General features: G+C 58.2%; 16 protein-coding genes. 11 read left to right on the forward strand and 5 right to left on the reverse strand.

Annotated elements, in window-relative coordinates:
- The first annotated feature begins 35 nt into the window (after positions 1-35).
- From HXW73_RS10625 to HXW73_RS10645, 5 genes are read left to right on the forward strand one after another with little or no spacing between them, the layout of a single operon-like run.
- A complete protein-coding gene (locus HXW73_RS10625; RefSeq protein WP_186253087.1) occupies positions 36-755 on the forward strand; it encodes a FadR/GntR family transcriptional regulator in 720 nt (239 codons plus the stop codon).
- Between the two features lie 15 nt (positions 756-770).
- On the forward strand, positions 771-1,919 hold the full coding sequence (gene dgoD, locus HXW73_RS10630) for a galactonate dehydratase (RefSeq protein ID WP_186253088.1): 1,149 nt from the start codon (positions 771-773) through the stop codon (positions 1,917-1,919).
- A 28-nt stretch (positions 1,920-1,947) separates the two neighbouring features.
- A complete protein-coding gene (locus tag HXW73_RS10635; RefSeq protein WP_186253089.1) occupies positions 1,948-2,913 on the forward strand; it encodes a 2-dehydro-3-deoxygalactonokinase in 966 nt (321 codons plus the stop codon).
- A gap of 28 nt (positions 2,914-2,941) precedes the next feature.
- Positions 2,942-3,553 carry a 2-dehydro-3-deoxy-6-phosphogalactonate aldolase gene (locus HXW73_RS10640; RefSeq protein WP_186253090.1) on the forward strand — a complete coding sequence of 204 codons (612 nt, stop codon included), beginning with the start codon at positions 2,942-2,944 and terminating at the stop codon, positions 3,551-3,553.
- A complete protein-coding gene (locus HXW73_RS10645) occupies positions 3,550-4,431 on the forward strand; it encodes an SMP-30/gluconolactonase/LRE family protein (protein WP_186253091.1) in 882 nt (293 codons plus the stop codon). Before HXW73_RS10640 ends, HXW73_RS10645 begins: the two co-directional genes overlap by 4 nt.
- Before the next feature lie 33 nt (positions 4,432-4,464).
- Here HXW73_RS10645 and HXW73_RS10650 read toward each other — a convergent pair whose 3' ends face one another.
- The 4 genes from HXW73_RS10650 to HXW73_RS10665 all read right to left on the reverse strand — a co-directional run bounded on the left by HXW73_RS10650 (position 4,465) and on the right by HXW73_RS10665 (position 9,233).
- Positions 4,465-5,127, reverse strand: coding sequence for a bifunctional 4-hydroxy-2-oxoglutarate aldolase/2-dehydro-3-deoxy-phosphogluconate aldolase (locus HXW73_RS10650; RefSeq protein ID WP_186253092.1), 663 nt, complete (start codon positions 5,125-5,127; stop codon positions 4,465-4,467).
- Positions 5,128-5,168: 41 nt separating this feature from the next.
- Complete coding sequence (gene pgl, locus HXW73_RS10655; RefSeq protein ID WP_186253093.1) at positions 5,169-5,834, reverse strand: 6-phosphogluconolactonase; 666 nt, start codon at positions 5,832-5,834, stop codon at positions 5,169-5,171.
- A gap of 1 nt (position 5,835) precedes the next feature.
- Positions 5,836-7,341 (reverse strand): glucose-6-phosphate dehydrogenase, encoded by a 1,506-nt coding sequence (gene zwf / locus HXW73_RS10660; protein ID WP_186253094.1) that lies wholly within the window; start codon positions 7,339-7,341, stop codon positions 5,836-5,838.
- A 380-nt stretch (positions 7,342-7,721) separates the two neighbouring features.
- Positions 7,722-9,233, reverse strand: coding sequence for a carbohydrate porin (locus HXW73_RS10665; protein ID WP_186253095.1), 1,512 nt, complete (start codon positions 9,231-9,233; stop codon positions 7,722-7,724).
- A 390-nt stretch (positions 9,234-9,623) separates the two neighbouring features.
- Between HXW73_RS10665 and HXW73_RS10670 the strand changes: the two genes are divergently transcribed.
- The 6 genes from HXW73_RS10670 to HXW73_RS10695 all read left to right on the forward strand — a co-directional run bounded on the left by HXW73_RS10670 (position 9,624) and on the right by HXW73_RS10695 (position 16,771).
- Positions 9,624-10,895, forward strand: coding sequence for an ABC transporter substrate-binding protein (locus HXW73_RS10670; RefSeq protein WP_186253096.1), 1,272 nt, complete (start codon positions 9,624-9,626; stop codon positions 10,893-10,895).
- 14 nt (positions 10,896-10,909) lie between these two features.
- Entirely contained in the window at positions 10,910-11,896 is a 987-nt protein-coding gene (locus tag HXW73_RS10675) for a carbohydrate ABC transporter permease (protein WP_186253097.1), read from the forward strand.
- Entirely contained in the window at positions 11,893-12,735 is an 843-nt protein-coding gene (locus HXW73_RS10680; protein ID WP_186253098.1) for a carbohydrate ABC transporter permease, read from the forward strand. The genes HXW73_RS10675 and HXW73_RS10680 overlap by 4 nt, the downstream gene beginning before the upstream one ends.
- A 30-nt stretch (positions 12,736-12,765) precedes the next feature.
- Positions 12,766-14,391: an alpha-glucosidase family protein gene (locus HXW73_RS10685; protein ID WP_186253099.1), complete on the forward strand. Its 1,626-nt coding sequence runs from the start codon at positions 12,766-12,768 to the stop codon at positions 14,389-14,391.
- A 72-nt stretch (positions 14,392-14,463) separates the two neighbouring features.
- Complete coding sequence (locus HXW73_RS10690; RefSeq protein ID WP_186253100.1) at positions 14,464-15,570, forward strand: ABC transporter ATP-binding protein; 1,107 nt, start codon at positions 14,464-14,466, stop codon at positions 15,568-15,570.
- Between the two features lie 151 nt (positions 15,571-15,721).
- On the forward strand, positions 15,722-16,771 hold the full coding sequence (locus HXW73_RS10695; RefSeq protein WP_240538611.1) for a LacI family DNA-binding transcriptional regulator: 1,050 nt from the start codon (positions 15,722-15,724) through the stop codon (positions 16,769-16,771).
- 9 nt (positions 16,772-16,780) lie between these two features.
- Here the strand turns inward: HXW73_RS10695 and gap are convergent, their stop codons facing one another.
- Complete coding sequence (gene gap / locus HXW73_RS10700; RefSeq protein WP_186253101.1) at positions 16,781-17,785, reverse strand: type I glyceraldehyde-3-phosphate dehydrogenase; 1,005 nt, start codon at positions 17,783-17,785, stop codon at positions 16,781-16,783.
- Positions 17,786-17,964 lie beyond the last annotated feature (179 nt).

Consider the following 17,964-nt stretch of genomic DNA (forward strand, 5'->3'; position numbering starts at 1 on the left):
CTAGCTTTTGTTGAACACATCACAAGAGATAAACGATGACGCTGGATGCTCTACCGCCCCACCGGGGTGGCGCTGAACAGTTAGCGCGTTTACTCGCCCAGGCGCTACTGGCAGGCCATTGGCAACCCGGCGATGTTTTTCCACGCGAGCTGGATATCAGCGCTCATTTTAACGTCAGCCGTAATCAGGTACGCAATGCGCTCACCAGCCTCACCGCTGCTGGGCTGTTAGAGCGCACGGCGGGACGCGGCACGTTGGTGCGCGACATCGGCGACTGGCACCTGCTCGACCCGCTAATGAGCGAATGGATGACCGGACTGGTCAACCTTGATCCGCAACTGGTAAGGGCAATTTATGCCTTCCGCTACTCGGCCGAACCGGTGGTGGCAGGCCTGGCGGCACAGGCAGCCCAGGCTGAAGACCTTGAACGCCTTGATAACGCCTTTGCGGGCATGGAAAAAACGGCCAGCAGCGTGGAAGCCCGTGCCGAACATGCCGAGTACGACGTCGCCTTTCACGATGCCACCTACCGGGCCAGCCACAATTTAGTCTGGCGCCAAATGGGGCATTTATTGCGCCCTTCGATCATGGCACTGATACACCGTTCGCAGGACCGCACCGATACGCTAGACGACAGCCTGGCCCGCCACCTTCAGGTGCTTGACACCATACGCAACCGTGATGCCAACGGCGCAGAGCGTGCCGCACGAGAAGTGCTGCGTCGGACCGCGATTGATCTTGGCATCGTCAATTAACAAGGATCTGACCCTATGAAAATTACCCGACTCAAGACCTGGCAAGTTCCCCCACGCTGGCTGTTTCTCAAGATCGAAACCGACGAAGGCTGCTACGGCTGGGGCGAGCCGGTCATCGAAGGCCGCGCGGCGACTGTCGAGGCCGCGGTTCATGAGCTTTCAGACTATCTCGTTGGCCAGGATCCACACCGCATCGAACATCTTTGGAACACGATGTACCGCGCCGGGTTTTACCGCGGCGGGCCAATCTTGATGAGTGCCATTGCGGGTATCGACCAGGCGCTTTGGGATCTTAAAGGTCGCGATCTGGGTGTTCCCGTTCACCAGCTATTGGGCGGCGCGGTGCGCGATAAAATGCGCATGTACGCCTGGACCGGCGGCGACCGACCTAGCGATGTAGGCGCTGGCGCAAAAGCGCTGGCCGACAAAGGCTTTACCGCCTTCAAGATGAACGGCACGCCTGAGCTGCAAATCGTCGATTCCCACCGCAAGGTGGATGAAGCCGTCGCCCGGGTCGCCGAAGCCCGGGATGCGGTCGGCCCGGATGTGGGTATTGGTATCGATTTTCACGGTCGCGTTCACCGGCCGATGGCCAAGGCGCTATTGCGTGAGCTGGAGCCCTATCACCCGATGTTCGTCGAGGAACCGGTTGCCCCCGAACACCTGCCCTGCCTGAAAGATATTGCTGGTGGCCTGGGCTACCCGCTGGCCACCGGTGAGCGCTTGCATACCCGCTTTGAGTTCCGCGACCTGCTTAAAGACGGCATGATCGATATTATTCAACCGGATATCTCTCACTGCGGCGGTATCAGCGAGGGGCTTAAAATCGCCGCGCTTGCCTCCGCCTACGATGTCGCCCTGGCACCCCACTGCCCGCTTGGCCCTTTAACCCTGGCCGCATCGCTGCAGTTGGACGCCGTCAGCCACAATGCCTTTATTCAAGAGCAGAGCATGGGCATTCACTACAATCAGGGTAACGACGTGCTCGACTACCTGGTCGACAAATCGGCGCTCAGCATCGAAGACGGCTTCTGCGCGATTCCCCAAGGGCCTGGGCTTGGCGTCGAAATCAACGAAGAATTCGTTGAAGAGCGCGCCAAGGTCGGCCACCGCTGGCGCAATCCGGTATGGACCCACGAAGACGGCTCGATTGCCGAGTGGTAAACCATGCCAATCAAGGGGAGACGGTGCGATGGGCACAAGTGAGTTAACCAATCCTTTAGCGTGGATTGCCGTGGACTGGGGGTCGAGCAACCTGCGCGCCTGGGCAATGGACGCTCAAAATCATGTAATGGCGAGTGCCTCCAGCCCTCGCGGCATGCTGTCGCTGACCGCCACCGAGTATGAGGCTGAACTGCTTGGGATCGTCGACACCTGGCTGCCCGAAAACGGCCAAACGCCCGTGATGGTGTGTGGCATGGCGGGCGCGCGCCAGGGCTGGCAGGAAGCCGCCTACCTGGCGACGCCCACGCGTCTTGACCAACTCTCCCGTGGTGCGGTGATGCCGACCCTCGCCGACGCTCGCCTGCGGGTTTACTTACTGCCGGGATTAAGTCAGTCCGAGACCAATACGCATCTCTACGACGTGATGCGCGGTGAGGAAACCCAACTAGCGGGCCTTTTGGCCGATACATCCCGCTTTAGCGGTCTCGTCTGCCTGCCCGGCACCCATTCCAAATGGGCGCGCTTAACCGATGGCACCGTGACCGAGTTTGCAACCTACTTGACCGGCGAGTTGTATCAACTGCTCGCCCACCAGTCCGTATTGAAGCACTCCGTGGGGCAGGATGATCTGCAGCACGAGGGCTGCCGGCGAGCATTCACCCAGGCGGTTACGGCCATCTATCAGACGCCCGAACGCTTCAGCCAGCGGCTATTCGGCGTACGTGCTCGGGACTTGCTGGATAACGCTTTGCCGAGCGGCGATGCCCGAGGAGCGGTGCTTGCCGCGCATCTCTCGGGCTTGGCGATCGGCCTGGAACTGGCAGGGACCTGCGGCCAACTAACGCCGGGTGAAAGTGTGACGCTGATCGGTAACGAGGCGCTCAGCCACCGCTACGCACTCGCCCTGGAAACTCTCGACATTGACACCCGGCGCGTCGACGGCGACACCGCTGTATTGGCGGGGCTGACGCTCGCCTATCAACGCATTCAGTAGAAAGCACCCGATCAACAAGGAGAGCGCTATGACACTGCCTTTAATTGGCATTTTACGTGGGGTAACGCCCGATGACGTGGTAGCCGTTGGCGAGGCCTTGCTCGATGCGGGGATCACGCAAATCGAGGTGCCGCTTAATTCCCCCGACCCGTTCACCAGCATCCAGCGCCTGGCCGACGCCTTTGGCGACCGGGCGCTGATCGGTGCGGGAACCGTATTACGCACTGAGCAGGTGCGCGACGTTCATGCCGCCGGCGGCCGATTGATCGTCTCGCCCAACTGCCGCCCTGCCGTCATCGAAGAGTCCCATCGCCTCTCCATGGCCAGTTGGCCGGGCATTGCCACGCCTTCCGAAGCTTTTGATGCCCTGGATGCGGGCGCAACAGGGCTAAAGCTCTTCCCGGCGGTCCAGGTGGGCATCGAGGGTATGAAGGCTGTCCGCGCCGTGCTGCCTCTTAACACATTGCTATATGCCGTTGGAGGCATCGGTATCGACAATTTTGCCGCCTGGCGTGCTGCGGGCGTGGATGGTGCAGGCCTTGGCAGCGCGCTTTACCAACCGGGTCAAACGCCCCAACAAGTCAGCAAGCAGGCCCAGGCATTGGTAGACGCCTGGCAAGCCGCAGGAGATCGTTTATGAATCACAACAACATGGCTGAACTGGCGGTGGATTGCCGCTGCGAACTAGGTGAAGGCCCCCAGTGGGACGCCGGGAGCGGACGGCTTTACTGGTGCGATATTCTGGGCAAACGCCTCCACTGGCTATCACTTGAAAACGGCGAGCAAGGCGATTACCCGCTTGAGCAAATGGTATCGCTCGCGACACCACTAAACGATGGCCGATTAATGCTGGTCGGCGAGCACAGCCTGAGCCTGTTGAATCTGGCCACGCAACACCTCGAGCATTTTGCCGATTTTGAAGCCGACAACCCCGTTACCCGCAGCAACGATGCCCGAGTGGATCGCCACGGTAGTTTGTGGCTTTCCACCATGGGCAAGACTGCCGAACCCAAGGCGGGCAGCCTCTACCGGTTGCATCATGGGGAACTGACCCAACTGCGCAGCGGGCTGACCATTCCCAACGCCATCTGCTTTTCACCCCAGGGTGACGCAGCGTATTTTACCGACACGTCGACCGGCATCGTGATGCGCTGGGCATTGGATAGCCAAGGTTGGCCAGTGGGCGAACCGATTGCCTGGGCGGATTTCTCAGCCGTTGAAGGCAACCCGGATGGCGCAGTGATCGACAGCGAAGGCTGCCTTTGGCTTGCCCTCTGGGGCGCGGGTAAAGTCGTGCGGCTCGATACCGCGGGGCAGGTGATTGACGAGGTGCATGTGCCAGTCAGCCAGCCCTCCTGCCCGGCATTTGCAGGCCCTGACCTTGAAACGCTCTATATCACCACAGCGCAAGAGGGATTCAGTGACGCACAGCGCCGCGAGGAGCCGCTGGCAGGCGGGTTATTCAAGGCCAACGTAGGCGTTCATGGCCTCGCCGATCCGTTACTGACGCTTGAATAAAAAAGCCCCGGAGCATGTCCGGGGCGATTGAGCTTAATGATGGAAGCGTTCGGCGGCCTGACGGGCCAGCTCACGGATGCCGTCCCAGTCTTCGGCCTCGACCATCGCCTTGGGCGTGACCCAGGAGCCGCCCACGCACATGACGTTCGGCAACTTGAGGTACTCCTCGGCGTTATCCACCGTGATGCCGCCGGTCGGGCAGAAGCGCGCTTCCGGAATCGGCGCGCCAAACGCCTTGATCGCTTTTGAGCCACCGCTGGATTCGGCCGGGAAGAACTTGAACCGACGATAGCCGTACTGCCAGCCGGTCATCAATTCAGAAATGGTGGATACGCCGGGCAGCATCGGCACCGGGCTTTCCACGCCATAGCGATAAAGCGCATCGGTCGCCCCGGGCGTTACCACGAAATCAGCGCCGACCTGCTCGGCCTGGCGATACTGGGCAGGCGTTAATACCGTGCCAACACCAATGCTCGCCCCAGGCAGCGCTTCTTTCATGCGCTTGATGGCTTCCAACGCACAATCGGTACGCAGGGTGATTTCCAGCACCGTCAGGCCGCCCTCTACCAGTGCGCGGCCCATCGGCACGGCGTCTTCCAGGCGATCAATGGTGATCACCGGAATCACTTCGGCCTTCAGGCAAATGCTGTCCAGCTCTGCGGTGCGCGTCGACGGCAGCTGTTTATCGATGGTCATGCGTGAGTCTCCAAGCAAATTATTATCTGTGAAACCTGGCGCTAAGGCGCCCAGTAAATCGCCAAGGGGCAGGATAAGAAGGCGCGGATGGGCAGTTGACGCATGTCGTCCCCACTCAATGCCTTGGCCAACACCGCCCGCTTATCGTCGCCAGTAATATGTAAAATGTGGCGGCGCGCCTGATGCAGCCGGTCTGCCGAAAAGGTGATGCGCGGCTGCGGCTGGCTGGGCGTTCGTACTGCCACCAGCGGCTCCTCCGTGGCGAGCGCCAAGCCAAGCTCCAGGCTGTCAGGAAACAGCGAGGCCGTGTGGCCGTCGCCGCCCATGCCCAGAATCACCACGCTTGCTGGCCAGCTTAGTGCGAGCGCACGCTCGCTGACGTCGGGCACGCCCTCTTCAGGTGTGCCTGCATCGCTGGTCAAGGGTTCAAAATGGGCCGCCGCCGCCGCGCCCTGGAGCAAGTGTTCGCGAACCAATTTAGCGTTGCTGTCATCACTTTGTGCATTCACCCAACGCTCGTCCGCCAGCGTGATCTCCACACGTTCCCAGGGTAGCGGCTTGGCTGCCAGCGCTTTGAAAAAGGGGACTGGCGTCGAGCCACCGGAGACCACCAACAACGCGTTTTCCTGGTGCGCCAGGTCGTCGTTCAGGGCCTGAAAGACGGCTTCGGCCAGCTGTTCGGCAAGCTGTGTGCGTGCATCGCTCATGTTAATAATCCTCGTACCAGCTACGACCATCCTGGGTAATCATGGCTATTGAGGCGACCGGCCCCCAGGAACCCGCTGGATAACGACGCGGCGGTGTTTCCCGTTCTTTCCAGCCGTCAATCAGCTGGTCGCACCAGCGCCAGGCGTGCTCGACTTCGTCGCGGCGCACGAACAGATACTGCTGGCCTTTCATGACCTCCAGCAGCAAACGCTCGTAGGCATCGGGAATACGTGACTTGGGAAAGGCGTTGTTGAAATCCAGATGCAGTGGGCCGGGGCGCAGGCGCATCCCCTTGTCCAGGCCGCTGTCTTTGGTAAGAACCTGTAGCGCAATGCCCTCTTCCGGCTGCAAGCGAATGATCAGCTTGTTGGCGGCGATACCCCGTTGGTCGGGGTCAAAAATGTAGTGCGGCTGCTGGCGGAAGTGGATCACGATTTGCGACAGTTTCTCCGGCATGCGCTTGCCGGTCCGCAAATAAAACGGCACACCCGCCCAGCGCCAGTTGGCCACCTCGGTTTTCATCGCCACGAAGGTTTCCGTCTGGCTCTCCGTATTGGCGCCCTCTTCTTCCAGGTAGCCCGGCACCTGCTGGCCGTCGCTGGTGCCCGCCGTGTACTGACCGCGCACCACGTCTCTGCCCAGGGCTTCACCGGTGAATGGCTTCAGCGCCTTCAACACCTTGACCTTCTCGTCGCGAATGGCGTCGGCGTCCAGATTGGAGGGCGGGTCCATGGCAATCAGGCAAAGCAGCTGCAACAGGTGGTTTTGCACCATGTCGCGCAGTTGGCCCGCTTCATCAAAATAGCCCCAGCGACCCTCGATGCCGACTTTTTCGGCCACAGTGATTTCCACATGCGAGATATGGTTCTGGTTCCACTGAGTGCCGAACAACGGATTGGCAAAGCGCAGCGCAATCAGGTTCTGAACGGTTTCTTTGCCCAGATAGTGGTCGATGCGGTAAACGCGCGATTCGGGGAAAACATCGCCGATGGCGTCATTAATCTCCTCAGAAGACGCCAGATCGAAACCGATCGGCTTCTCCACCACTACCCGCGTGGCATCATCCAGGCTGCCGCTTTGCTGAAGGTTGCGACAGATGTCTCCGTAGATTTTGGCGCCCACCGACAGATAAACCACCATCGGCCGAGGCGACCCTTCGCGCCACTGACGAACGGCATCGAAACCCTCGACGCTGGTGAAATCCAGCTTCAAGTAATCGAGGCGGTCTAGAAAGCGCTCCATGCTGGCTTTATCTTGCTCGTCTTTCTTGAGACGCTTGTTAAGCGCGCCGCTGACCAATTGGCGAAACTCGGCCTTATCGTGTTCATGGCGTGCCAGCCCCAAAATACGCGTACTATCAGGCATCAAGCCTTCGCGATCGAGGTGGTAAAGCGCCGGAAACAGCTTGCGCATCGCCAAATCGCCCAGCGCGCCAAACAGCGCTAGGTCGATGGCGTTATTCGGATCGCCCAGCGGGGAACCCTGGGAAGCAGGTGACGGGCTCATCTCAGCTCCTGTTGACCATTAGATGATCTAATGTTGTTAGATTACCTAAAATCTATCTGAAAAAAGGCATTATACGCAATATTTCGTGTAATTTTACTACAAAAAACCCTCAAGCGTTACTCCCCATTCTAGGGTTTTGCATTGTGGTGACGCATCCTTTTACCCACGCGGCCTGAAAACTCGCTAACTGATGATCAGGCTAGGCAAGAAACGGCAAAAAGACGAACCGGCTCTTACGCCTTCATGTAATGCAGGGCGAGTAGATCCGCGAAGCCGCTTCCGTTCCAGCCACCACCAACAAAAAAGCCCGCGACACATATCGCGGGCAATCAGAAACGGGAAAACAACAAGCGGCCTGGCCTTTTACCAGGCCTACTAGCTTAGAACCAGACTTCGCTTTGAATGCCAAAGGTCCACTGGCTGCCGGTAAATTCATCAGAGCCAAATGAGTCGGTCGCTGAGTAATCGTTAAGCTCGTCGTCCCAATCACTCCAGGTTGCGAACAGGCGAATTTCAGGGCGCTGCCAGAAACCACCCACTTCCGGCTTAAAGGTTGGCGCGATGGTGAACTTCGTATAATCGCCGTCGACTTCGTTGCGATCCGAATAGCCCTGCGGATCGATGTCGATCATCTGATAGCTGGCTTCATACTGCATTTCGAAGTTTTCGGTCAGCTCGTTGGCCAAGCGCACGTTAAGCGTTGCCCAGTCGTACGAATCGTTTTGTGAAAAACGGTCTTCGCTGGTCTCGGCTAATATAGAGGGCGCAACACGCCACTTAGGTGCAATGTAGGTGGTGCCGTACAACGCCAAGCGAGTGGAAGTGGCATCATCAGTTAGATTGCCGTTAGCACCGATGTTTTTTGTCTCCGCGCCTAGGCCCTGGCCATGAAGAACTGCCGCTTTGTAGCTACCCTCGCCCATGCCGAAGAAGCTGTCCCCGTGATAGGCCACCATGGTGTGGAAACCATTTTCTGCGGCTTCCTGGCCTGCTCCGATATCACGGGTGTCGTTATCGGCTGCCGACATGCCGTTGACCATCCACTGCCAGTTACCAAAGTAGTTATTGGAGGTCAGGATTAGGTTATCGGTATCACCTTTTAGGCCAGGATCTTCCCTATTGACTACATCAAATTCGGCAAAGCTGCGGCCGTAGATCGACAGGTTCGACTTCCAGTTATCGGCCAGTTGCATGTCGTAAATACCACCGCCGGTACCGGCGAGGAAGACCACGTCGCTATCCAGCCAGTGGATATCGAAGTTGTCCCGGTCAAAACGCTTACCGGCCCAGATGGAGGCGTTTTCAAACGCACCGGTAAAGCTCGGTAGATCGCTGAATTCGGCATATACCTGGCGCACGTTGATATCCGACTCGCCGCCGGTCCAGTCATTACTCGAGGTGGTGCCGTCGGCAATCATGGTGCGGTATAGCGCTTTGGCGCCGTTATCGAAACGCATGCGGTAGTTCAGAATCGCTTCGGCATAGGTATCCGGTTCGTTACCCAAGCGACCCACTGCGCCACCTTCAGGACCTGCGGGGGTGACGTAAGGGCCACCCTCTGCACTCTTGCCATCTTCACCAATCAACAGGCCCGAGCGCGCATAGACATTGAATGAAAACCCTTCCTCGCCGTCAGCATAGCGCTCTACCCTTGCCAGACGTTCTTCGATTTCAGCATCGCTTTCAATATCGGCGGTTCCGGCCCGCTGCTGTTCAGCCTGGGCAGCACGCTGCTCGGCGGCGTCGGCCCGCTGCTCGGCGGCGATAATCCGCGCTTCCAACTCGGCAAGCCGCTCTTCCATGGTGGTATCGGCCATGGCCGCACCGCTGACACCCAGGCTGGCGGCGGCAATGGCAATCGCCAGCGGTGTTTTGAACGTCATTTTATCCATTGTTTTAAACCCTGTTGTTGTTCGACGCCCCGCCCATCACTGCTTTTCAAGCCGATGCGCATGCAAGCGGTCGCGTTTGAATCGATTGTTGTAAATCGTATTTATCCCAACAGTTGGTAAAGCAACTAACGCTACCAACCAAAACGTTGGAACACGTGAAACTTAATCGATTAAGACTGCGTAAACCAACCAGTAATCACTAATTATCGACCAATGTCTAAACACTAGGCATCGTGTTAGCAAAACCTGAACAAATAATTAGACAAAAGTCTCTATTGAACTTGCTGGCAAGAGGCGGCTAACTAGGCGCACCAACTTAATCGTTTAAGTCCACGTTCGACGGGCTTCAACGGTGCGCTACCCGACAACAACAAACGCCGAGGAACCATCATGAAAAAGACGCTTTTAACGACCGCCATTGCACTCGCCAGCGCAACCGGGGGCATCAGCCAGGCCCAGGCGGCTGACCTGACCATTTCATGCGGTGCCGTGGGTGCCGAACTGACGCTTTGCGAAGAAGGCATTGAAGCCTGGGAAGAAAAAACCGGTCATGAGGTCGATGTGGTCTCAACGCCCAACTCTTCCACCGAGCGTTTATCGCTTTACCAACAGATCCTGTCGGCTAACTCCAGCGATATCGACGTCATGCAAATTGACGTTGTCTGGCCGGGGCTGCTGGCCAACCACCTGCTGGATTTACGCGAGGTGCTGGGTGACGACGCCGCTGCCGGACATTTCGAGACCATCGTGACCAATAACACCATCGACGACCGTCTGGTCGCCATGCCGTGGTTTACCGATGCGGGCGTGCTCTACTACCGGGAAGACCTGCTCGAAAAACACGGCCATGACGTCCCCACCACCTGGCAAGAACTTACCGAGACTGCCCGCGAGATCAAACAGGCCGAGCGAGAGGCAGGTAACGACCGCATGCAGGGCTATGTCTTCCAGGGACGCGCCTATGAAGGTTTGACGGTGAACGCGCTGGAATGGGTAGCTAGCCACGGTGGCGGCAATGTTGTCGAGGCCGACGGCGAAGTCAGCATCAATAACGCACAGGCGGCCGAAGCGCTTGACCTGGCGGCCTCCTGGATCGGCGACATCTCGCCCAATGGCGTGCTGAATTACACCGAAGAAGAAGCCCGCGGCGTGTTCCAGGGTGGTAACGCTGTCTTCATGCGTAACTGGCCCTATGCCTGGTCGCTGGCACAAAGTGACAATAGCGATGTACGCGATAAGGTGGGCGTCACCCAGTTACCGGCGGGCGGTGAAGACGGTGAAAGCGCCGCTGGCCTGGGTGGCTGGAACCTGGCGGTATCACGCTATACCGAAAAACCTGAACTGGCCGCCGATCTCGTCGCCTTTCTAACCAGTGAAGAGGAGCAGAAGCGGCGCGCCATTCAAGCCTCTTATAACCCCACTATCGATGCGCTCTACCAGGATGAAGAGGTGCTAGACGCTGTCCCGTTCTTCGGCACTCTTTACGAGACATTCACCAATGCGGTGGCACGCCCATCAGCCCCCACCGGTGATGCCTACGGCCGGGTGAGCAACGCCTTCTTTAGCGCTTCGCATGAAGTACTGTCGGGCACGAAAGATGGCGCCCAAGCCGTTGAGGATCTGGAAAACGAGCTTCTACGTTTGAAGCGTCGTAACTGGTAACGCTGGAGAGCCTAATGACGACTTCTCACTCAAGCGCGCCCGAAGGGGCGCGCTCGGCCGCATTAACAGCGCGGCGCTCTCGCGGCACCAAGGTGCGGCGCCAGCGCGTCAAAGCAGCCTGGTTATTCCTAACCCCCATGCTGATCGCGCTAGCACTGGTGGCTGGCTGGCCTTTATTTCGCACCTTCTTTTTAAGTTTTACCGACGCCTCGCTGTCTGACCTGGGTACGGCCAACTTTATCGGCTTCGAGAACTACCTGGTTCACGATAATGGTCGCTGGTTTGGCATTTTAGCCGACTCTGTATGGTGGCAGTCGGTATGGAATACCGTCTACTTCTCGGTGGTGTCGGTATCGCTTGAAGTGGTTTTTGGCGTGATCGTCGCGCTGATTCTCAACGCTGAGTTCAAAGGGCGCACCATCGTGCGTGCCGCCGTGCTGATTCCCTGGGCCATCCCCACTATTGTCTCGGCACAGATGTGGGCATGGATGCTTAACGACCAGTTCGGCATCATCAACCACATGCTGATGGGTATTGGGGTAATCGACGACCCTATTGCCTGGACCGCCAGCGCCACCTACTCGATGTGGGCGGTCATCATGGTCGACGTGTGGAAAACCATTCCGTTTGTCGCCCTGCTGGTGCTTGCTGCGCTGCAGATGCTGCCCAAGGACTGTTACGAGGCCGCCGAGGTCGATGGCATTCATCCGGTACGAGTGTTTTTCAAGGTAACGCTACCGCTGATCACCCCAGCCCTGATGGTGGCGGTCATTTTCCGCCTGCTCGACGCGCTGCGCGTGTTCGACGTGATCTACGTACTGACATCGAATTCGACCAGCACCATGTCGATGTCGGTCTACGCTCGCCAGCAACTGGTTGAATTCCAGGACGTTGGCTATGGCAGCGCGGCGTCTACGCTGCTGTTCCTGATTATCGCCCTGGCGACCATTGCCTACATTTATGCCGGCCGCAAGCAACTGCAACTGGGAGGTGACGCATGACCGCACGTCAGTTGGGTAAAATAGCCAAGCGGGTCGGTTTCTGGGCGCTGATAGTACTGATCATGGTCTACGCCGTGTTCCCGTTTTATTACGCCGTGATTACCTCGCTCAAGCCATCAAGCGAGCTGTTCCGTGTCGAGCTATGGCCTTCCTCCTGGCACTTGGGCAACTATGTGCAGATATTGACCGAGGCCAGCTTTTTACGCGCCATCTTGAACTCCATTGTGGTCGCGATAAGCGTGGTATTTATCGCACTGTTACTGGGTATCACGGCCTCCTATGCGCTGGGTCGGGTGCGCTTTCGCGGGCGCTCAACGGTTTTGCTGGTCATTCTGGGGGTATCAATGTTTCCCCAGGTGGCAGTGCTCTCCGGGCTGTTTGAAGTCATCCGCACGCTCAACCTCTACAACAACCCGGCCGGGCTGATCTTGAGCTACACCATCTTCACGCTGCCCTTCACGGTGTGGGTACTCACCACCTTCATGAAGCAACTACCCATGGAGCTCGAGGAAGCCGCCATCATGGACGGCGCCACGCCGTGGATCACCATTACCAAGGTGTTCCTGCCGCTGATGTGGCCCGCCATGGCGACCACCGGGCTACTCGCGTTTATCGCTGCGTGGAACGAGTTTCTGTTCGCGCTCACCTTCACCCTGACCGATACCCAGCGCACCGTACCAGTAGCGATCGCCCTGCTGTCTGGCGGCAGTTCCTACGAGCTTCCCTGGGGGCCGATCATGGCGGCCTCGGTGGTAGTGACTGTCCCGCTTGTGGTGCTGGTGATTATCTTCCAGCGACGCATCGTCTCAGGCCTCACCGCTGGCGCCGTCAAAGGCTAAGGATTTTTAATGTCATCAACGGACTCACTTATGCAAGATACTCACGATACAAAAGCCTGGTGGCGCGGCGGCGTTATCTATCAGATCTACCCGCGCAGCTTTATGGACAGCCGCGGTGACGGTATCGGTGATTTACCCGGCGTTACTGAAAAGCTCGACTATGTGGCGTCGTTAAACGTCGACGGTATCTGGCTATCGCCTTTCTTCACCTCGCCAATGCTCGACTTCGGCTACGACATCAGCAACTACCGTGACGTTGACCCGATGTTCGGCACGCTGGACGACTTCAAGGCGCTGCTGGCCAAAGCGCACAGGCTTGGCCTGAAAGTGATGATCGACCAGGTGATCAGCCATACTTCGGACCAGCACGCCTGGTTTCAAGAAAGCCGCCAGGATCGCACTAACCCCAAGGCCGACTGGTTTGTATGGGCCGACCCCAAGCCAGACGGCACGCCACCCAACAACTGGCTGTCGATTTTTGGCGGCCCGGCATGGACCTTTGAGCCACGCCGACAGCAGTATTACATGCATAACTTTCTAACCAGCCAACCGGACGTCAACTTCCATAACCCGGAAGCGCGTCAGGCCCAGTTGGATAATATGCGCTTCTGGCTTGAGTTGGGTGTCGATGGCTTCCGCTTGGACACGGTCAACTTTTTCTTCCATGACAAAGAGTTACGCAACAATCCGCCCGTTCCTAAAGGCGAAGCCAAAACCCTGGGCGCACCCGATAGCAATCCGTATACCTGGCAGCGCCACGTATATGACCTCAGCCGCCCGGAAAATCTCGACTTCCTGAAAGATCTGCGCGCACTGATGGATGAATACCCCGGCACCACGACCGTGGGTGAAATTGGCGATGACAACCCTCTGGAGCGCATGGCCGAGTACACCGCCGGTGGCGACAAGCTGCACATGGCGTACACCTTCGACCTGCTCAACAAGCCACATTCCGCCGCGTATCTACGTGAAGTCATCGAGCGCTTCCAGCGGCTGGCGGGCGATGCCTGGCCTTGCTGGGCCACTTCGAATCATGATGTTGAGCGCAGCGCCTCGCGCTGGGGCGCTGACGAGGATCCGACGGCTTATCCTAAAGTCGCCCTGGCGATGCTGTTTTCACTACGCGGCAGCGTCTGCCTTTACCAGGGCGAAGAGCTTGGCCTGCCTGAGGCCGATGTGCCCTTTGAACGCATTCAGGATCCCTACGGCAAGGTTCTATGGCCCGAATTCAAGGGACGCGATGGCTGTCGCACGCCGATGCCTTGGGATGCTTCGCCCCAGGCGGGCTTTTCAAGTGCTGAGCCATGGCTGCCAATCTCGCCAAAACATCGCGAGCTTGCCGTTAGCCAGCAACAGGGCGACCCGGCGTCAACGCTCAATGCCACACGCCAGCTGTTGGCATTTCGCCGCCAGCACGCCGCGCTGTTTGATGGCGATTTGACGCTGGTCGACGTAGGCGACGACCTGCTGGGCTTTACCCGCCAACACGGCGACGAAACCTTGCTGTGCATTTTCAACCTGACGGGCCAAGCGCAAGAGATCACACTCCCGGTTGTAGTGACCGCCGACCTCGATGGTCACGGCTTTAACTATCAACGCGACGGCGACCAACTGACGCTCCCCGCTTATCAGGCAGCCTTTATGCGCGCCGCCTAGGCGCCACCACTGCTCTTACACAACAACAGGCCAACCCGGGGCACAGGCCCTGAGGTTGGCAAGGAGTCACCCATGGCAAGTGTTACGCTTGAAAAAATCAACAAGGTGTTTGGCCGCGACCACATCATTGATGATGTGGATCTGAAAATCGGCGACGGCGAATTCGTCGTTTTCGTTGGCCCATCGGGCTGCGGCAAATCTACCCTGCTACGCCTGATTGCCGGTCTTGAGTCGATCACCGATGGCGATTTGCGTATCGGCGACAGCGTGGTCAACGACTTACCGCCCCGTGAACGCGGTGTCGGGATGGTATTCCAGTCCTACGCGCTCTACCCACACATGTCGGTCTACGAGAACATGGCCTTCGGCCTAAAGCTGGCTAAAAAGACCAAGGAAACCATCGACGACCGCGTCATGGCCACGGCCCGTATTCTCCAGCTCGAGGAGTTACTCCACCGCAAACCCAAGGAGCTTTCCGGTGGCCAGCGCCAGCGGGTGGCCATGGGACGTGCCATGGCCCGTGAGCCGCGCATTCTGCTGTTCGATGAGCCGCTTTCCAACCTCGATGCCTCGCTGCGCGTGCAAATGCGTAACGAGATCGCGCGCCTGCATTATCGCCTGGGTTCCACCATGATCTACGTCACCCACGATCAGGTAGAGGCCATGACGCTCGCGGACAAGATCGTGGTCCTCAACGGCGGCCATGTCGAGCAGGTGGGCAGCCCCCAAGAGCTTTACCAGCGCCCTGCCACCAAGTTCGTTGCCGGGTTTATCGGCTCGCCCACCATGAATTTCATGCCTGCCCAGCTGCTGGCAAACGATGACAATGGCTGCCGGGTACACGCTGCCGGAGTGGGCGAACTTGCCTTGCCACAGGATGCAAGGGCGCAGCCGCAAAGCGCCGCGCTCAGTATTGGCGTGCGGCCGGAACACCTCCGCTTGGCGGAGCCGTCTGGAGACAACCGCTTCGAAATCGTCAACGTTGAATACCTGGGAAACGAAGTCTACGTTTATCTGGACCCAAAGGAAGGGGATGCACTGCTGATCCATCGCAGCGAAGCCCCCAGCCAGTGGAAAGTTGGGCAGCACGTCGCGCTGGTGCCCGACACCCAGCACGTTCATCTGTTTGACGAGAACGGTGCCGCCCTGGATTTACCTGTTCAACGGCAGGCCGCTTAACCGCTCGCCTTGACCATTACTCTTTGACCACTACTATTCACTGACCCGCGCAGATCACGACGAGCATTATGAGGCAAGGCTTGTCGGGAGGCTGCGCGGGTCGGTATTCTTGCGGATAGACATCTAACCATTAGTCTGCATAGGAACCCTCGTGACACCACCACGCCGAATGACGCTCAAGGACCTTGCCCGTGAACTCGGCGTCTCGACTGCCACCATTTCCAACGCCTTTAACCGGCCGGATCAACTTTCTCCCACCCTACGCGAACGCATCTTGAGTGAGGCCACCCGTCTGGGCTATAGCGGTCCTGATGCCAAAGCCCGCAGCTTGCGCACCGGCCGCTCAAGGATTGTCGCCGTGGTGCTGGCGGAGAGCCTTACCTACAGCTTGAATGATGCGGTGGCCAGTGAGTTTTTATCCGGTGTCGCCGAGGTGCTCGACGCCCATGGCCACACTTTGTTGCTGTTGCCAGGACGGGGACACGATTCACAACCGGCGGGCTCGGCCAATATTGCCGACGGTTTTATCGTCTACGGCTTGATGCCCAACAATCAGCTGCTAAATCGACTACCGGTGCAGCGCCCGATTGTGTCAGTGGACTTTGACGTGGTTGACTGCCCGACGGTGCACATCGACGATACCGAGGCCAGCTATCACATCGCCTGCCACGCCCTGAAGCAGCAGCCAAAGCGCCCGGCCATCATCAATCTGCGGTTAACCAAAGAAGCCTGCAACGGTCGCGTTACACCCGAGCACACGCTGCTGCCCAACACCAGTACGATCAGCCGCGCACGGTTGGAAGGTTTCCATACCGCTCTGAGCGAACACGGCGTGGATACACAACAAGTACCGCTGTGGAATATTGAGGAAAATACGTTCGAGGTGTGCGGGCCGGTGTTGGCAGAATTGCTCGACCAACCTGAGCATCAACGGCCCGACCTGCTGCTGTGCATGTCGGACCGGATTGCTCTGACCGCGCTGACGCTGGCCGAGCAGCGCGGCATTCGAGTGCCTGAAGATCTGATGATTACCGGGTTTGACGGCATCGCCGAAGGCCAGTACCGCGCCCCACAACTAACCACCGTTCGTCAGGATAGTGAAGGTAAGGGACGGGTAGCGGCGCAGATGATTCTTGGCCTGTTACCTGCCGAGCAACAACTGTTGAAAACGGAGCTGTTGCTCGGCGATACCTGCCCCTGACCGGCTGGATTACTTGGCGGCGGCCTGCATGGCTTCCGCGGTATCCAGCATGCGGTTAGAGAAGCCCCACTCGTTGTCGTACCAGGCCATGATTTTCACCAGGCGACCATTCACACGGGTATGGTTCGTATCGAAAGTGGACGAGTTGGCGTCGTGGTTGAAATCGATAGACACCAAGGGCTGGGCGTTGACCGCCATGACTGGTGAGTTGACAGCCGCTTTTTCAACAACCGCGTTGATCTCTTCTGCGGTGGTGTCACGGCCAGCGGTGAAGGTCAGATCCACCAGCGAGACGTTGATCACCGGCACGCGAACCGCCAGGCCATCGAACTTACCCTCAAGCTCGGGCAACACCTTGCCGACGGCAGCCGCGGCGCCCGTCTTGGTCGGAATCATCGACTGTGTCGCGCTACGCGCCCGGTACGGGTCAGTGTGATAGACATCCGACAGGTTCTGGTCATTGGTATAGGCATGTACCGTCGTCATCAGGCCATTCTCGATGCCCACTGCATCGTTCAACGCTTTGGCGACCGGCGCCAGGCAGTTTGTTGTGCAAGAAGCATTCGAGACCACTTTATGCTCAGCGGTAAGTGTTTCTTCATTGACGCCGTAAACAATCATGGCATCGGCATCAGGGCTGGGTGCCGAGATCAATACCCGCTTGGCGCCCGCCTCGATATGCTTGGCTGCCGCTTCGCGCTTGGTGAATAAGCCGGTGCATTCCATGACGATATCGACGTCCATCGACGCCCAGGGCAATTTTGCAGGATCTCGCTCGGAGGAAATCGCGATGCGGTCGCCGTCGACGCTGATGCTTTCCGCGTCATGATCAACCGAATACGGAAAGTGGCCGTGGACGGTGTCATGGCGAAGCAGGTGGGAGTTAAGCGACGGATCGCCCAGGTCGTTGATCGCAACAACCTGCATACGATCACGGTAGCCGTTTTCATAGAGGGCGCGAAGTACGTTGCGGCCAATGCGACCGAAACCGTTGATAGCGACTCTTGTTGTCATGGAGCACCTCACCTTTGCAGAGAACGTTTGTAGCAAAAAAACATGGTGGCGTTTTTTTGCTACACAATTGATTCTATTGTCATCAAAAATTACTAAAAATACGTAGTTAAGCACCTAAACAGGACAGCTGGCGTGCATTTAGTCCTCGAAAAGGGTACCGATCAATCAATATGTAGTAA

The sequence above is a fragment of the Halomonas sp. SH5A2 genome, from assembly GCF_014263395.1.
Classification (GTDB): Bacteria; Pseudomonadota; Gammaproteobacteria; order Pseudomonadales; family Halomonadaceae; genus Vreelandella.